We start from the raw sequence: 15802 nt of genomic DNA on the forward strand, positions 1-15802 counted from the left end.
TCAGCCCGAAACGAGCTGGCCGATCCACGCGGCGATCCGCTCCACCGGCGGTGGCGGCGGAGCCAGCGTGCGCAACTGACGGTGCACCGCGCGGACGAGTTCCGGGCAGTGCAGCAAGGCGCGGGCGGCCGGGTCCGGACCTCGCGCGGAAAGCGCGAGGCCGAGCCCGACCAACGAGGCCGGACGGTCGGGATCCGCGGCGAGCTCCGTGCGATAGCCCGCTATCGCCTCGGTGAATTCGCCTCGGGCGTAAGCGAAATCGGCGGCGGTGGCACCGGGGACGGCGGGCCGCCCGGCCGGGTCGAGCAGTGGTGCGGCGTCGCCGACAGCGAGCCGGATCAGATCGGTCCGAGCAGGGGACCAGGAGCCGTCCGGCACCGGCGTCGGCGGCAGATCGGTGGTGTGCGGGGCAGGCGGTCGTGAACGGCCGCTCAGCCACGCTTCCGCCATTGCGGTGACCAGCGCCGGGCTCGGGCGGAGATGACGGACGCGCCAGCCGGCGAGATGGTCCAGGCTGGCGGCGTCGGCCAGTTCGCGCGCCTCCGCCGGGACAGCCTCGTCCTGCCAGGGGCCGAGGCGTTCCGCGATACCGTCGAGAAAACGACGTCCGGCCGCGGTCAGCGTCGAGTCCGTCCGCAGCACCTGCAGGGTCCGCCAGGTTTGGCCGCGCCAATAGGCATATTCGAATGCGGAGCGCCGTGGTGTCAGACCGGCGTTGGCGAGTGCCCGCCAGAAGGCCGTCGCGCCGAAGAAGGCGTAGACCCCTTGCACCGCACCGCTCAACGGCCGCGGATCGTCTCGCCAGGCGACGTAGATCCGTTCCCTCGGATCCGGCTCGTACAATTCGACGAGGTGCAGCAGGCCGCCGAGCACGATGTGCTGGAATTCGTGGATCAGGGTGCCGGCGAGCGCCGCGCCGTCGGCGGGAAGGGCGACCACCGCACTGCCGAACGCCTCGCCGGTCGACGCGCTCGGATTCCGGAAGAGCACGTGCGGTTTGGGGACCAGCGCCGCCAGCCCCACCGGCATGATCCGGGCCAGCCCGGGCAGATGGACGTCGATCAGACGGCAGGCCTCGTCGATCAGCCGCTGCCAGTCCGCGATGTCCTTGCCGGGCAGGCGATCCGGCGGGATCGGCTCGTAGAGTCCGCGATACGGATCGAGGTCGTCGAGCCACAGCGAAAACCGGTGCGCGCCGACCTGGCTCCGCACCCGGCGGATTCCCCACCAGCCCGGGGCGTCGGACTCGGGCGCGTCCGGGATGCGGACCGTCGTTTCGTCGTTCGATACGGAGTACCGGCCGGCCGCTCCTCGCACGACTGCCGAAGAGAACGTGCCGATGCCCGGGAATCTGGCCATGCCGAGGGACGGGAGCATCGCGTGACCGAGCCACACCGGGATGGCGGTCTCGAAATCCAGCCCCGCCCGGATCGCCGCGGCCGCCGCGATCGCGTGCGCCTGGCCCAGGTGCATCCACAACGGACCGACGCCGTCGATTCCGTTGCGCAGCAGGCGAGTCGTGTAGCCCGCCCAGCTCCCGGTGTACGGATTGGTGAGCATCCGGTTGACCGCACGCGGTTCCCGCGCTTCCGCGCGGCCGAGGAGCTCCCAGGCGGAATCCAGCGGCGGCAAGGGCCCCGAGTGGTCCGGGGTCTTCGTGGCTTCGGTCAGCAGGGAGTGGATCAGGAGCTTTCGTCTGCTCCGCTCGGCCCGGCGCAGGCGGCGGGCCATCTCCTCGTCGCCGTCAAGGCGCGCGAGTGCGTCGAAATCCCGCCAGGGCAAGCGGTGGAACGCGGGGCCGGCCTCGGCTGGCGGTGACATCAGTCGATCCGCTCGCCACCCCCGGCGTTCTGGCTTCGATAACGTGCGTGCACATGCCTGGCGCGTTCGACGACATGGTGCGCCGAGCGGCGGAAGGCTTCACTGTCCAGTTCCCGTAACGCGGTGAAAGATACCGCGTCGAGATCGATCAACGCTGATTCGATGTCCGGTTCCGTACTAGCCGAGAAAGAACTCATCGTGCCGATTCCCTCCACCCCGTGGAACGGTTGCGAGAGTTGGACCTTGACAAGGATAGCCGAGATCTCGCGACCGATCAGTCCTCTTCCGGCGGGGCGGCCAGTTCACGGAGCGCGGGGGGCCCGGTGATGGTGACGCTGGGGGTCGTGCGCGCCGCCCTCAGGCACCGGAGTTCGTCTGCGGGAGACGCGCGCGAATCCGGCCAGTTCCGCCTGGTCGAAGAGGAGTTCGACCTGGTTTTCGACGGTCCAGTCGAGGTCGTGCTGGAGTGCCGGCTCCTGGAGCGCCGCGGCGAGCCGTTGCGGGAGATCCGGCCCGCCGGACTCGAGCCGCAGGCGGTCGGACTGCGGCAACCGGATCCCCGCGGCACGGGAAGATCTCCTCGGCGATCCGCGGCGGGTCGCGGCAGTACCTCAAGGAGCCTCGCCCTTCGGCTGGGGCGGTAGCCGAGCAGTTCCGAGTGGTAGTGCAGTTGAAGGTCCCCACCGGGGGCGAAGCTCGGGCGGCGGATACCGAGATCGGCGGGGTGTTCAGCAGCGAGATGGCGACGGTGATCCCGCAGCACGGTACGGCGCATCTGAATTGGCGGCGGATGATCGGGAATCGGCCGTTTGGTTCGAGCCCGACCCGGCCCACTCTGCCTCCCTTTGTATAGGCTATGACCTGCGGAAACGGTCGCGATCTCGGATCGTTCGAGTACGGCTGTCGTGATGCCCGCCGTTGACCTCGGCGGGCTCGTCTCGGGCTGGAGAACGCGCCTAAGGGTCAAGAGCCCCGCCGACTCCAGGATCGGCGCCTGATTCGACAGCGTGGCCGTGCCGGGCGCTCGGACCTGGAGCGGTATTTCGAATATTTCCGGAGAACGCCGCGAGGCCCGCGGATGCGCACGGCGGCGACTGAAGATCGTGCAACTGGGTTGACCTCTACCATTGTCGAGGTTTGAGAATCGCGATCATGACACTATGGATCTGCGACCGATGCGGCATCGAGCAGCCCGGTTCCCCCGAGCCCCCGCATTGTGTGATGGACCGCGGCGAGGTCGGCATCGAGGAGCGCGGCGACCTGGGCCCGCACTCCGGGAGTTGGCGCACTCACGAACAGCTTGCCGCCGAAGCGCACACGGTGCGGCAGCGGGACCATGGCCGCGGGGTGCACAGCTTGCGGCGGGAACCGGTGGTGGGCATCGGGCAGTGGTCGTTCGTCGTGCGGACCGCGCGGGGGAACGTGCTGTGGGATCCGCCGACCTCCATCGAGCCGGACACGCTCGCCGCGGTCCGGGCGCTCGGCGAGGTCGTCGCGGTGGCGACCAGTCACCCGCACATGTTCGCCGCCCAGGTCAGCTGGAGCCACGCGTTCGGGCGGATTCCGGTGCTGGTCAACGCCGCGGGCCGGGAATGGCTGGGCCGCACCGACCCGGTGCTCGAGTTCTGGACCGAGCACGCCGAGCCGGTGCCCGGGGTCGAGCTGATCCAGGTCGGCGGCCACATGCTGGGCAGCGCGGCGCTGCGCACCCCGGACGGCACGCTCCTGTCCGGCGACACGATCAGCGGCGGCCTGGCGCCGAACTGGGTGTCGTTCCAGCGCAATTTCCCGAAGCACATTCCGCTGTCCGCCGCGGTGGTCCGGCGGATCGTGGACCGGCTCGACGGCTGGTCCTACGACCGGTTGTACACGCTCGGCGGCGACACCGTCGACGCGGACGCCAAAGCCGTCGTGCAGCGCTCCGCCGAGGCGCACATCCGTTGGGTCAGCGGAGAATTCGACCATCTGACCTGAGCGGCTTCCTCCGGCTCGCCCGGAGGAATGGGCTTGCCGGAGAGTGGCGCGTGGCTGCCGGCTGCGCGTCACTCCAGGTTGCTCCTGCTTCGGCTGTCACTGCCTCACGCGCCTGGGAGATCTTGCCGCCGCCAGGGCTTCCCGGGGCGCGGAACCGTGACTTTCGCCGGAGTTCGCACTCTCGGCCACCGCTGGACCCCGCGTCACGGCCGTCTCCTCGTGCCAGCAGCCCAGGCCGACTAGCCGATAGCCTGAGCGGCTCGCGGCACGGATGTCTGGGAGGATTGCGAATGAACAGCTGGCGCGGGGTGCTGCCTGCCCGACCGGATCGACGCCGCCTGCGACCGCATCGGACTGTCCCGGCGCAGCATCTGCGAGGTCGACACCATCCATGACCTCCTGGACGTCGCAGGCGAGGGAATCAGCATCGCGCTCGTCCTGCCGGAAACAGCGCGGCGGCCATCCCGAAGTTCGCACTCTGGCCACGGACCCGCGCATCGAGCACGCGGCCACCCGTCCGCCGACTCCGGCCGCGTTCCTCGCCGATGACTGCGGCAGAACTGTCTGCTTTGGACTATTGCGAGAGGGAAATGGTTCGCGTGGCAGGTACTTTCGTCACCGGCTCTGCCGACACCGGGTCGCCCGCCAGCTTTCGCGTAGGGCTCAACGAAGCGTCGGAGAGGAACCCTATTGATTACTCCTGAATAGCAAAGTGGAATTGTCGGGCCGGTCGGCGGCCTGGTCCGGGTCGACTCCAGGGGGATAGGATCTGACGGCAAAACTGAGGCACGCTATGAACCCGCAGTCGCCGGCCGAGCGGAGCGTCAAACATCGCACGTGATGGGCGGATTTCTCTTTGATGTCTGCGAACTCCAGTATTTCAGCGGTCTGCGCACGGTCTGCGTGGTCGATGGTCAGGGACTGATAGACGGACTTGAGTTTCATCCCGACCACCCCGAAGAAGGAGGCTTCGATCAGGTCCCCGGCTTCGACGTCGACGGTGCGCAACCGGAGTTCCGAATGGCTGACGGTATAGCGCCACGGGCGAAAAGTCCGGTCGAACGCGAGGGGAAGCGCCGCGCCCGGGCGAGTATCTCGGTCAGGGAATGAAGGGGTTGGCAACGGGGGCTCCTCCTCGGTAGAAGATCACGTTCGGCCACGAACCGGGGTTGTCGCGGATGTAGCTTAGCTCCCACGCTGTGGCATGACCGTCGAAGATGGGATCCAATCCGTCGCCGATCCGTGCCGCGGCAACCGGATCGTCGATTCCGTCCAGGTTGAAATGGATCTTGTCGAGGCGCTCGACCAGCGCGAGGAACACGCGGCCGCCGAGGACTTCTGTGCAGGCTTGAAGGTAGTCGCACTCCGGGGTGTGTTCCGGAATCGGCATGGGAGAAAAGCCTTCCGGTGAGGTCAGGTACCCGGGCATTCGACCGCGCGGATCCTTCGCTCCGGTAGCGCGGTGATCAGCAACGGGTATCCGAGTGTGCACAGTCCGTGGGGCGCGCGGGTGAATTGCTGCGCTAAGGCCCATTTCGGACGGTGGCTCAGTCGCGTCGGCGTCGCGCACCGTCCACAGTGGCCACTCCAGCGGTACGAATCTGGTCTACGCTGAAAGGACCCTGGAAACGGGTTCCTGACGGGGGTGCGGATGGCCGAGCTGCTCGACGAGTTCGCGAAACGCTATGTCGATCCGCTGATGAAAGAAGCGGGCTTCAAGCGGCTCCGGACCCGGCGATGGTGGCTGCCCTCGCCGGACGGGAACGCGGCCTTCGTGCAGTTCCGCGCCTATCCGATGGATCCGAGGATCGCGTTTCATGTGGAAGCTTCCGGGATTCCGCGAGTATTGCGGGAGTACTACGAAGGCGGCTCGGCGGAGAAACCGCCGAAGTTCGATGGCGGATTTGTCCGGACGAGGCGGGCGGCGCCGCCCGATCGCGGCCCGGCTTCGCATCTCGGCGGCTATGTCTGGGATTTTCTTCCGGACACAATGGACGAGTACGGTCCTCAGGCGCAGGACTATCTCCGCGCGGTGGCGATCCCGCAGTGGAAGAGTTTCCTGGACCCGGCGGGACTGCTCATGGCGGCTCACGGCGGACCGAGTCGCGACTTCGCTGTCGTGGGCGGTTACGGGCTGGAGTTCAGCCAGGTGATCCTCCGGGTGGACGACGGGAATCCTGAGGTGCTGGAGGCGATGATCGAGGGACTTCTCCTGAAACGCGCCGATCCGAAGCTGCTGGAGTGGCTGCGTCAACGCGTGCGCGACCGGGCCGAGGGTCGTCGCTGAGCGGCCGGTTCACGGTGTGTCCCGGCTGAGCTTGGCGGTCAGCGCCGGCTCGGGTTCGCGGTGGGGTCGGCGGGAGGTATCGCGTCGAGGGGGACTAGGCGGGTTCCGGTCCAGTGGTAGCGGACCGTCGCCGTGTTGGCGGTGGGGCAGCACTGCGGGTCTCCGGCGTTGTAGAGCTCGTAGGAGAGGGCGATGGTGGTGTCGGTGGACCACGCCTCTTGGATGCCGGCGCTGTCGGCCGAGGTGTCGGTGCCGAGGTACTTGCCGTCGTGGAAGAAGAAGGCTCGGTTCGCGTAGCCGTCGGCCGACTCGGCGATGGTGGCGAGGATGACCTGCAAGCCGTCGGCGGATACCCAGGAGGTGCCTGGATACGGGCGGTATCCCTTCGCTTGGACGACCGCTTCGGCGTCGGCGAGGGTGGTGAGCGGGACAGCCGTCGGCTCTGGATCCTCGGTCGAGGTAGTGGTCGGGACGCTGGACTGCGTGGACACCGGCGGGAGAACGGGTTCCGGCGTCGACGGGATGGTCGGCGTCGGCTCCGGCGTGGCTGTCGTGCTGTCCGCGGTGGTGCGGGTCGCTCTGTCGGTGCCGACGGCGGCGGTCAGTCCCAGCACGGCGACGACAATGGCGACGGCGCACGCGATGCTGGAGAAGACGGCGCCGCCGGAGGCACGTGGCGGTCGGGTGGCGGGCTGTGGCACCACCGCGCCGACGAGCATGAAGAGCGCACCAGCGACGGCGACCCAGGGGCCTAGTCCGATGCGCAGGAGGCCGCCGGCGTCGGCGAGACCGCTCAGCAGACTGACGAGGAGCAAGCCGCCCAGGACTCCGGCGACGCCGAACAGGACGAAGCCGGTCGCTCGGGCCGCGACGCCCTCCCGCAGCACGACAGCCGCGACGATCGCGGCGGCCCCGCAGACCGCCAGCGCCACGGGAAGAAAGACAAGCGGCACGGTCCGGCTGCTCGCCAGGCGAGCGACGTCGAACAGGCTCGCGTTCCCCAGCAGCACCACCTGAAACCACGGCAGCACCGGCGACACCCCGACCAGCACGCCGCCCGCGGCCAGCCCGGTCGCGGCGGCGAACCGTCGAACGCTCTCGCCCGGCGCGGCCGCGGGGATCAGCCGGCTGCCGCATCGCCAGCACTGAACTGTGCCCGCCTGGACGGGTTGTGCGCAGTACGGGCACGGGAACGCGGCGGGCGGAGCACTCGGCCACGGTGCGGGGCCGCCGGAAAGGGGATCGGTCATCGCGTGAACTCCTCGTCTGTACCAAGACAGACGGAGGGGTGCCGGATCGCGTTACTGAGCACTGAAATACTCGTGCCGGTTGATCGTTCTCAGCAATGTGGCACGCCCGGCGCGGGTCTGGGCGCACCGTCCGCACGAGTTCGTCCCGCCGCGGCCTGGGCCCGGTTCTCCGGCCGGACCCAGACCGGGTCTCGCTCAGGCGCAGATCACCTTGTCGATCAACGAGTAGAAGGCGTCGTCCCCAGGGCCGCGCCCGAGCGTCAGCGAAGCCTCCACCCGGCGCTTCCCGTCCGCGCTGGTGAACGCGATCGTCCCGTACCCGGGAATCCCGCCGGTGTGCCCGAAAACCGGAATCCCGCACGGAGTGGTCCGGGTCTGCACTCCGAGCCCGTATTCCTCGGTCGCGGAACGCGGGGTGGTCATCTGCGTAAGCAGCGCGGGCGGCACCAGCCGTCCCGCCGCGAGCGCGTGGGCGAATTTGTCCAGGTCCGCGGTGGTGGAGATCATCTCGCCCGAGGCGCCGGCGACGCTCGGGTTCAGTTCGGTGACGTCGACCAGCTTCCCGTTCATCTCCTGGTATCCGTGCGCGTGCCGGCCCGGAATCCGGGTGCGGTCGCCGGGGATCACCGTTTCGCGCATGCCGAGCGGGCGCAGGATCCGCTTGGCCGCCTCGTCGCCCCAAGCGTGCCCGGTGGTCCGTTCGATGAGCATGCCGAGCACGACGTAGTTGGTGTTCGAGTACGAGAACTTGCTGCCCGGCGGGAAATCGAGCGGCCGCGCGGCCGCGATGGCCACCAGCGACTCCGGCGAATGGTGCTGGTAGCGGATTTTCTCCAGATCGGCGTCTTCCAGCGAGATCGTCCGGAGGTAGTTGTAGAGGCCGCTGGTGTGCTGCAGGAGCATCCGCACGGTGATCTCGCTGCCACGCGGCAGCAATCCCGGCAGGTACCGCTCGACCGGGGCGTCCAGTCCGAGCCGGTGCTCGGCGACGAGTTGCAGGACCACGGTGGCCACGAACGATTTGGTCGTGCTGCCGATCCGGAATCGTCCGGTGGGCGAGACCGGCTTGCGGGTGTCCAATTCGGACACTCCTGCGGTGACGGTACGAGAGTGTCCGTCCCGGACGGCGCGGATCTGCACGCCGGTGGCACCGGCGGCGACCGTTTCCCGCGCGACCGTGCGAATGGGGTCAGCCGCGGCCGGCGTCGTCGGCGCGAGCAGGGCAGCGGTCAGGACAAAGGGCACAGTGTTGAGCATGGGTTTCCTCGTTCAGTGTTGGCACTCAGCTGCAAAAGACCTTGTCGAGCACGGCGCGAGTCCAGTCGAAGTCCGGGCCCCGCCCCAGCGTCACCGAGGCCTCGACGCGCTGTTTCCCGTCCGGGCTGGTGAACGCGACGGTCTGGAACCCGGGAATCCCGCCGGTGTGCCCGAACACCCGGTTGCCGCACGCGGTGACCGGGGTGCGCACTCCGAGCCCGTATTCCTCGGTCGCGGAACGCGGCGTGGTCATCTGCGTCAGCAGGTCCGGTGGCACCAGTCGCCCCGCCGCCAGTGCCCGGACGAACTCGTCCAGGTCCGCGGTGGTGGAAATGATCTCGCCGGCCGCCCAGGCCATGCTCGGGTTCAGTTCGGTGACGTCGACCAGTTTCCCGTTCATCTCCTGGTACCCGTGCGCGTGCGGACCCGGGATCCCGGTCCGGTCCCCGGGAACCGACGTGTGCCGCAGTCCCAGCGGCCACAGGATGCGCTGCGCCGCTTCGGTTCCCCAAGCGTGCCCGGTGGTCCGCTCGATGAGCATGCCGAGCACGATGAAATTGGTGTTGGAATAGGAATGCCTGCTGCCCGGCGGGAAGTCCAGCGGCTTGGCGGTCGAGACCGCGACCATCGACTCCGGCGAATGATGCCGGTACCGGATCTTCTCCAGTTCAGGCTCGAGCAGCGGGAGGGACTCGGTGTAGTCGTAGAGCCCGCTGGTGTGCTGCAGGAGCATCCGCACGGTGATCTCTTTGCCGTGCGGGAGCAGTCCGGGCAGGTACTGGTCGACGGGGGTGTCGAGCAGGATGCGGTGTTCGGCGACGAGCTGAAGGACCACAGTGGACGTGAACATCTTGGTCGCGCTGCCGATCCGGAATCGTCCGTTGGGAGACAACGGCTTTCTGGAGTCCAGTTCGGACACTCCGGCGGTGACGGTGCGAGAATGTCCGTTGTGGACAGTCCGGATCTGCACACCGCTCGCGCCGGACGAGACAATGTCCCGCGCGAGCGCGCGAACCGGGTCCGGGGCAGCGGCAGCCGGCGCCGCGGGCGCGAGCAGCGACGCGGCGAGCACCAACGGCACAGTGTTCAACACCGGCGTCAGTCCTTCCGGCGCGCGACGAAGCGCACGATCAGGATCAGCAGGCACGCCACGGCGATCCCGCCCGCGGTCATCCGGAACATGGTGTCCAGCCCGGTGAAAGCGCCGATCGAGTTCGTGGCGGCGCCGGCGACGAAGAACAGGAAGAGCAGGGTGGTGACGGCCGGGCCGCCGGCCTGGCGGCTGCGGGAAGCTTCCATTTCCATGCTGATGACACTAGGAACCGCCGGTGCCCGCCAACATGCCTTAAACCCCCAACTTGACGGTGGTGTCTGCGCTACCTTTGCCGTTCAGTCAGGTCGGCACCCGCCCGGTGGTGCTGTTCGCTCCGCCGGAGGGCGAGGCCGTTGATAGCCGGGGCCTCAGCTCTGCGCTGGCGGGAGGGAGGCAGTCATGCGGGTCGCGCGCCTCCGGCCGCTTGGGGAAGTTTCGCGGACAACGAAGCAACGGATGCCGCTATATATCGTCTTAGGATATATGTGGACCATGGCTGAGCGAGACGGAGTCGTCCCGGGCGCACTGCCCGAACGCCGGGCGCGGTTGCGGGCAAGCACCTTCTCCGACGTGCTGGACGGCTGGTCCGGCTCAGCGGAAGTGCGCGCATGATCGACACGGAGGCTCAGTACCGCGCGGTGGTGCGCGTGCTCCCGGCCTGGTATCGCGCCGAACGCGGCGACGAGATGGTCGGCACCCTGCTCGATCTGCACGGCGAGCGGGACCGTGCGGCGCTGTGGAGCGAACTGTGGGCGTTGCTGGCGCTGGGGGTGCGGACGCGGCTGGCGGGCAGGGCGGCGCCCGCGCGCACGGTCGCCCTCGGCGATTTGGTGCGGCAGGCCGTGCTCCTCGGCCTGGTCTGGGGCGTGCTCAGATCCGCGGGCAAAGCCAGCGAGACGCTCTGGGTGCTCTTCTCCTTCTCCGGCCCCTACCCCGGGAACTTCCGCTCGGTGCTGACGTCCGATCTGCTCACGGAGCTGATCCGGCTGGCCGTCTCGCTGATCCCGCTCGTGCTGCTGGTGGACGGGTGGCGCCGCGCGGCGCGGATCGCCGCCGGGGCGATCCTGGCCGCGGGCGCGATCTGGTTCCTGGCCAAGCATTCCTCCGGCCTCGGTCCCGAATCGGTCCTGTACTTCGCTCCGCAGTGGCTTCCGCTGGTGCTGTTGCCAGTGGCCTTCCACGTCGACGCCCCGCTGCCGCCGTCGCGGCCGTGGTGGTGGGTCATCGGCGGGAGCCTGGTCTTCGCTCCCGCTCTCGCGCTCAGGTTCGGGCTTCCGGGCGATCCGGACCAGATCACCGGTTTGTCCCCGCTTGTCTGGCTTTGCGTGCTCGCCGGAGCCGGATACCTGGTGTTTCGGCACCGCATCGGGCCACGTCCGGGATGGACGCTGGCGCTGGCTCTGTGCATCGCCCTCGCGGTGGTCCAGAACGTGGTGCTGAAGAACGGGATCATTCCGTTCGGCGCGATGGTGATCGCACAGGTCTGCTGTGCCGGGGTGATCGTCGCGGCGTTGGCTGTCGCCGGGATCCGCGACTATCGCCGGGTCGTCGCGGATCGTTGATCCTCTCCGGGAACCGATTCTGGATCCGTTCGTCCACTGTGGAACGGACTTCCGGGCAGTTGCCGCGAGGCGGGCGTGTCGCGGCGCGATCTCTGCAGCCGGCGGTGACAGTCTCCGCGGGACGCGGGAGCCGCTCCGCGGACCGGACAGAGGAAAGGTGCGACACGGATGAGTGCCAGCGACGCAGCCGACGAAACCGGTGCGGGAGGGCCCCGGCCGCCGGTTTCCGCGCCAGGCCGGGGCGAGGGCGGTGCGTCCGGGGAACGGCTGGTGCTGTTCACCGACGCGGTGACAGCGATTTCCATCACCTTGCTGATCCTGCCGCTGGTCGACCTCGTCCCGGAGGTCGCCTCCGCCCACGAGCACGCCAGCGAGGTGATCACCGGCCACTTCGACCAGATCTGGAGTTTCCTGCTGAGTTTCGCGGTCATCGCGAACATCTGGCGGGAGCACCACCGGACGTTCTCCTCGGTCGCGAGGGTCACCCGCCCCTTCACGATGTGGAACATGGGGTGGCTGCTGTCGGTCGTCGTCCTTCCCCTCCCGACGGAGATGATCGGCGCCTTCGGCCGCGACCGGTTCGTGGCGGTGTTCTACTACGCGACGCTCCTGGCGAGCATGGTGTGCCGGTTCGCGATGCTGCGGATCCTGAAAACCGCACCGGAGCTGATGGACGAGGACGATCAGGATCCGGGAGCGCTCCGGGAGCTCTACACGGAGAGCTACCTCAACGTCCTCGCTCTGGTCCTGGCGTTGGCCCTCGCCCTCGTCGTGCCCGCGTTGCAGTACTACAGCCTGCTGCTGCTCGTCCTGCCTGGCAGGCGGGCGCTCCTGCGGAGCCGGCGCGCCCGCTGACCGCCGCTTGGCCGGAGCAGCCGCCGGACCTCGTGCGGTCAATCGCGTCAGGACCGGTCGGCCGTGCCGTCCATGACGATCCCGCGGCCGGTCACCTCGAACGCGGTGGTGTAGGGAAGATTCGGGCTGGCCCGGGTTTTCAGCACGGTCAGCGCCCGGTCGATGCGCGCCCCGGAACGCTGGTACTGCAGCAGGATCACGTTGTCGGACAGATGGGAGATCCCGGTGCCGGACAGGCCCGCCTGCCCGTACAGGTCCGGGATCTCCAGGGTGAGCAGCGTCGTGATGCCCACTTGGGCGCAGCGGCCCAGCAGGGAGTGCAGGAACTCGTTGAACCGCTGGTCGTCGTCGCACGCCGCGGCGAGGTCGGTGAGGCTGTCGATGACCAGCCTGCGGGTCTGGCTCGCGGTCAGCGAGTCCAGCAGGTCGTAGAACCACTGGTCGATGTAGATGTCGTTGGGGGATTCGCAGCGCAGCGTGACCGTGTCGGACCCCGGTTCCCAGCCCAGGCTGCGGACGGCCCGGTTGAGCTGGAGCGAGCTTTCCTGCAGCGTCGTGAAAGTGCTGTGCTGGCCCGGGCCCGCGCCGTCGAACGCGAAATGCAGGCCGATGACGGTCTTCCCGGAACCGGGCGGCCCGGCCACGATGGTGCTCGAACCGGGCCAGAATCCGCCGCCCAGCATGGCGTCGAGGCCGGGGATGCCCGAACTGACCCGTGCGGTGGCGGCCGGGTCGACGGAGCCGTCGCCGTCGCCGGGGTCGCTGAGCCGGGGAAAAGCGTCCAGCCCGTCCTCGGAAATGCGGTAGGTGTGCCAGCCGGGCAGGAAGGTGCTGCCGCGGAGCTTGAGCACCTGCAGGGCACGATTGGTGCGCTGTCCGGTGGCCTGGGTGGACAGCGCGATAGTGGCGTCGGCGATGGTGAACTCGGCCGAGGACGCCAGTTCGGCGCTGTCGTATTCGGCCAGCCACAGGGTGCTGGTCGCCAGCGCGCTGAGCCGTCCGGCCAGTTCGTAGAGGAAGCGCGTGTAGGCGGCCTGGTCCGGGGCGGCGTAGCGCAGGGCCCTGATGCTGTCGACGACCAGGATCCCGCACCGCGTGCGGGTCGCGACCTCGGTGAGCCGGGCGAGCCCGGCGTCGAGCCCGTCGGCGGTCACCGCGTCGCCGAGGTCCTCGAACAGCACCGCGGTGCCGATCAGGTCCGGCGCGCAGAACGCGAGACCGTCGAGGAACTGGGTGATCTTCGTCAGGGGTTCGGTGAGGGTGCTGAAGTACACCACGGGACGGGCGGGGTCGGCGTTGGCGAACGCGTACTGCTGGGCCAGCACGGTCTTGCCGGACCCGGGGGCTCCCGCGAGCAGGGTGATCGACGGGTCGATCAGCCCGCCGCCCAGTATCGCGTCCAGCCGTTGGCAGCCGCTGACGAGTCTCTGTTTCATCACGCGGCCTGCCGGGCCGCGGGGTGCAGAGCGCGGACCATGGCCAGGACCTGCGACGGGTGGACCGGTTTGGGCAGCACCCGGGCGGTGGCGGGCGGAGCCTGCTGCACGGCCACCGGCGAGATCACGATCACCTGCGTGCCCGGTCCTTCGGCGAGAGCACGGATCAGGTCGCCCGCGCCCGCGGCCGTCTGGTCGATGATCGCCACGGGAGGCGGGACCGCGGGCTGTGCCGCTGCCGCGGAAACGAGTGCGGTGACGTCGAAACCGGCCGCGCGCAACGTGTCCGACAAACAGCTGACCGTGAACCGGTCCGGGTCCACCACCAGGACGCGGGTGTCGTGCCCGGGACCGGCGATCTCGTCCGCGCCGCCTTCCGCCACGCGCTCGGCGCTGCGCACGAGCGGCTGGGCCAGGTCCCGGGCGTGCGCGCGCAGCATCGCCTCCGCCGACGGGAGATCCACGCCGCGGTGGGCAGCGAGCATCCCGACGGCCTGCCAGACCGCGATCTGGTCCTGCTGCGCGGTGTGGCGAGTCAGCCGGAGGACGGCGGACGGCAGGGTTTCGGCGACGGCGTCGGCCAGCAGGCCCGCCGCGGCGATCCCGGCGCAGCCTCGCACGAAGGCGATTTCGCCCGCGGACAGCGCTTGGTGCTCGCGGCTGGTCAGCACGACCGTGCCGACGAGTTCGCCGAACGCCTCCATCGGGACCGTGTGCACGGCGGCGATGCCGTGCGCGGCGGCGATCCGCGCCAGCCCCGGCCACCGGCCGGCCTGACCGGCGAGATCGGCGTAAACCGCGGCTTCCCGGGTGCCTTCCCGGGCCGCCCCGCACAGATCCTCGTCGGCCCGGAAAGCGAGCAGATCGTCGAACAGCGGCCAGTCGGTCCCGGCGAGCGGGACGCCGCGGCCCTGGTCGTCGGGCAGCAGCACGATCGCCTCGTCCACGCCGGGCAATCGCGCACAGATGCCGGTGAGCAGGTAGGCCGCGTCCAGCCCGGCGCGCCGGCCCGTCACCGTCCGGGCCGCCTCCAGCAGGATCGGGACCCACTCCTCGCTCAGCTCGTTCACTCCGTCCGCCTCCCGCTTTCGCCGTCCTGGTCGGGGCCTTCGTCCGTGTCGTCCTTGCCGCGGTCGCCGTCGCGCTGCCACGACGGGTGATCAGGGGGCAGCCGCAGCACGCCCGCGGTAACGTCGTCGGCCACCTCGGACAACCGCCTGCCGCTGACGTACGCGAAGGCCCGCAACCGCAGCAACGCCTCCGTGACCGGGCAGCCCAGCTGCGCCGCGACTGTTCCGGTGGCGGAGTGCACGGTGCGCCAGCGGCGGTAGAGCCCCTCGTCGACCATCGCCTCCGCCTCGCCCGACGTCGCGAGGGCCACCTGGGCGAGCAGGTGGCCGGTCGTGACCTGGACCAGCGTGAGCGCCAGGTCGAGTTCGGCGTCGGACAGGGACCGCCCGGCCTCCCGGTAGAACTCCAGCACCCCCAGCGACGCTGCCCCGGTGGCCAGCGGGAACGCGAACGCCGCGCGCAGCCCCTCCTCGACCGCGGCGGGCGCGAACATCGGCCACTGCCGGAACCGCCGCGGCTCGTCCAGGTCCGCGGACAGCACCGCGAACCTGCGCCGCAGCGCCGTCAGCCCGGGGCCTTCCCCCACCGTGATCTGGAGTTCGAGCATCCGCTCGGCGCGCTGGTCGGTGGCGTAGGCGGGTTCGCCGAGGCCGAGCCGGTCGCCCAGCCGCACCCCGACCCCGTCGGCGCCCAGCAGGTCCCGGCACACCTGGGCCACATGCCGCAGCGCCACCGGGGAACCCTCGGCCAGCGCGCGGGCCCGGATCGCCTCGTAGATCTTGGCCAGCTCCTGCTCGATCACCACAATCGGCGCCTCATCCCTCCGGAGGACTGCACGAACCGCGACGCTAGAACCGGCCGTCCATCTCGGCCAGAGCAACAATGCCCTTGCCGGGGAGGCTTCCGGCCCCGGCCGCTGCGTCAGCCGGCGTGGCGGACAGTTCTTCGCGGACCGGGGCACAGCGTTCGCCCGGGTCCGCGCGTCGAGCGGCATCGGTTGATCGCGGATGTCCGCTGTTCCCAGGGGCGGTGTGCCAGTGGGCGGGCACCGAGCGGGTCAGTTCGGTTCTGGTGAGACTCGCGACGCCGCCGTTCGCCTGGTTGCGGATCACGAGGGGGATCGGCAGCCTTTGCTTCGCCGGAGCGGGCGGGGCGGCGGATGAGCGGTGAACGGAAGGCGGACAGCAGTGAAGGAG

17 protein-coding genes are annotated in these 15802 nt (G+C 69.5%); 5 read left to right on the forward strand and 12 right to left on the reverse strand.

Features of this window, described 5'->3' with window-relative positions:
* From ACFORO_RS12735 to ACFORO_RS12745, 3 genes are all read right to left on the reverse strand, one after another.
* Complete coding sequence (locus ACFORO_RS12735; protein ID WP_377869935.1) at window positions 1-1821, reverse strand: HEXXH motif domain-containing protein; 1821 nt, start codon at window positions 1819-1821, stop codon at window positions 1-3.
* Window positions 1821-2018, reverse strand: coding sequence for a hypothetical protein (locus tag ACFORO_RS12740; RefSeq protein ID WP_377869934.1), 198 nt, complete (start codon window positions 2016-2018; stop codon window positions 1821-1823). The genes ACFORO_RS12735 and ACFORO_RS12740 overlap by 1 nt, the downstream gene beginning before the upstream one ends.
* Before the next feature lie 105 nt (window positions 2019-2123).
* Window positions 2124-2372 carry a hypothetical protein gene (locus ACFORO_RS12745; RefSeq protein WP_377869933.1) on the reverse strand — a complete coding sequence of 83 codons (249 nt, stop codon included), beginning with the start codon at window positions 2370-2372 and terminating at the stop codon, window positions 2124-2126.
* Window positions 2373-2973: 601 nt separating this feature from the next.
* On the opposite strand from ACFORO_RS12745, the gene ACFORO_RS12750 reads away from it, so the two are divergent.
* Both ACFORO_RS12750 and ACFORO_RS12755 read left to right on the forward strand, forming a co-directional pair.
* Window positions 2974-3795, forward strand: coding sequence for a hydrolase (locus tag ACFORO_RS12750; protein WP_377869932.1), 822 nt, complete (start codon window positions 2974-2976; stop codon window positions 3793-3795).
* Window positions 3796-4635: 840 nt separating this feature from the next.
* Window positions 4636-4905 (forward strand): hypothetical protein, encoded by a 270-nt coding sequence (locus ACFORO_RS12755; protein ID WP_354737089.1) that lies wholly within the window; start codon window positions 4636-4638, stop codon window positions 4903-4905.
* Here ACFORO_RS12755 and ACFORO_RS12760 read toward each other — a convergent pair.
* Entirely contained in the window at window positions 4895-5224 is a 330-nt protein-coding gene (locus tag ACFORO_RS12760; protein ID WP_354737091.1) for a hypothetical protein, read from the reverse strand. The genes ACFORO_RS12755 and ACFORO_RS12760 overlap by 11 nt on opposite strands.
* 222 nt (window positions 5225-5446) lie before the next feature.
* On the opposite strand from ACFORO_RS12760, the gene ACFORO_RS12765 reads away from it, so the two are divergent.
* Window positions 5447-6082 carry a hypothetical protein gene (locus ACFORO_RS12765; RefSeq protein ID WP_377869931.1) on the forward strand — a complete coding sequence of 212 codons (636 nt, stop codon included), beginning with the start codon at window positions 5447-5449 and terminating at the stop codon, window positions 6080-6082.
* Window positions 6083-6120: 38 nt separating this feature from the next.
* Here the strand turns inward: ACFORO_RS12765 and ACFORO_RS12770 are convergent, their stop codons facing one another.
* From ACFORO_RS12770 to ACFORO_RS12785, 4 genes are all read right to left on the reverse strand, one after another.
* Window positions 6121-7332: an LppP/LprE family lipoprotein gene (locus ACFORO_RS12770; RefSeq protein ID WP_377869930.1), complete on the reverse strand. Its 1212-nt coding sequence runs from the start codon at window positions 7330-7332 to the stop codon at window positions 6121-6123.
* Between the two features lie 195 nt (window positions 7333-7527).
* Window positions 7528-8589: a serine hydrolase domain-containing protein gene (locus ACFORO_RS12775; protein WP_377869929.1), complete on the reverse strand. Its 1062-nt coding sequence runs from the start codon at window positions 8587-8589 to the stop codon at window positions 7528-7530.
* Between the two features lie 25 nt (window positions 8590-8614).
* The gene (locus ACFORO_RS12780; protein WP_377869928.1) at window positions 8615-9682 is read right to left on the reverse strand and encodes a serine hydrolase domain-containing protein; all 1068 of its coding nucleotides are present in this window, start codon (window positions 9680-9682) and stop codon (window positions 8615-8617) included.
* Between the two features lie 5 nt (window positions 9683-9687).
* Window positions 9688-9894 (reverse strand): hypothetical protein, encoded by a 207-nt coding sequence (locus ACFORO_RS12785; protein WP_377869927.1) that lies wholly within the window; start codon window positions 9892-9894, stop codon window positions 9688-9690.
* Window positions 9895-10290: 396 nt separating this feature from the next.
* Here ACFORO_RS12785 and ACFORO_RS12790 point away from each other — a divergent pair, with 396 nt between their 5' ends.
* Window positions 10291-11244 carry a hypothetical protein gene (locus ACFORO_RS12790; protein WP_377869926.1) on the forward strand — a complete coding sequence of 318 codons (954 nt, stop codon included), beginning with the start codon at window positions 10291-10293 and terminating at the stop codon, window positions 11242-11244.
* Between the two features lie 168 nt (window positions 11245-11412).
* Window positions 11413-12099: a TMEM175 family protein gene (locus ACFORO_RS12795; RefSeq protein ID WP_377869925.1), complete on the forward strand. Its 687-nt coding sequence runs from the start codon at window positions 11413-11415 to the stop codon at window positions 12097-12099.
* Window positions 12100-12146: 47 nt separating this feature from the next.
* Here the strand turns inward: ACFORO_RS12795 and ACFORO_RS12800 are convergent, their stop codons facing one another.
* The 4 genes from ACFORO_RS12800 to ACFORO_RS12815 are packed head-to-tail and all read right to left on the reverse strand — an operon-like array spanning window position 12147 to window position 15718.
* Window positions 12147-13535, reverse strand: coding sequence for an RAD55 family ATPase (locus ACFORO_RS12800; RefSeq protein ID WP_377869923.1), 1389 nt, complete (start codon window positions 13533-13535; stop codon window positions 12147-12149).
* Entirely contained in the window at window positions 13535-14605 is a 1071-nt protein-coding gene (locus tag ACFORO_RS12805) for a GAF domain-containing protein (RefSeq protein WP_377869922.1), read from the reverse strand. The genes ACFORO_RS12800 and ACFORO_RS12805 overlap by 1 nt, the downstream gene beginning before the upstream one ends.
* A complete protein-coding gene (locus tag ACFORO_RS12810; RefSeq protein WP_377869921.1) occupies window positions 14602-15411 on the reverse strand; it encodes a GAF domain-containing protein in 810 nt (269 codons plus the stop codon). Before ACFORO_RS12810 ends, ACFORO_RS12805 begins: the two co-directional genes overlap by 4 nt.
* 43 nt (window positions 15412-15454) lie before the next feature.
* Window positions 15455-15718, reverse strand: coding sequence for a hypothetical protein (locus tag ACFORO_RS12815; protein ID WP_377869920.1), 264 nt, complete (start codon window positions 15716-15718; stop codon window positions 15455-15457).
* Window positions 15719-15802 lie beyond the last annotated feature (84 nt).

This window comes from Amycolatopsis halotolerans (assembly GCF_042647905.1).
Classification (GTDB): domain Bacteria; phylum Actinomycetota; class Actinomycetes; order Mycobacteriales; family Pseudonocardiaceae; genus Amycolatopsis; species Amycolatopsis halotolerans.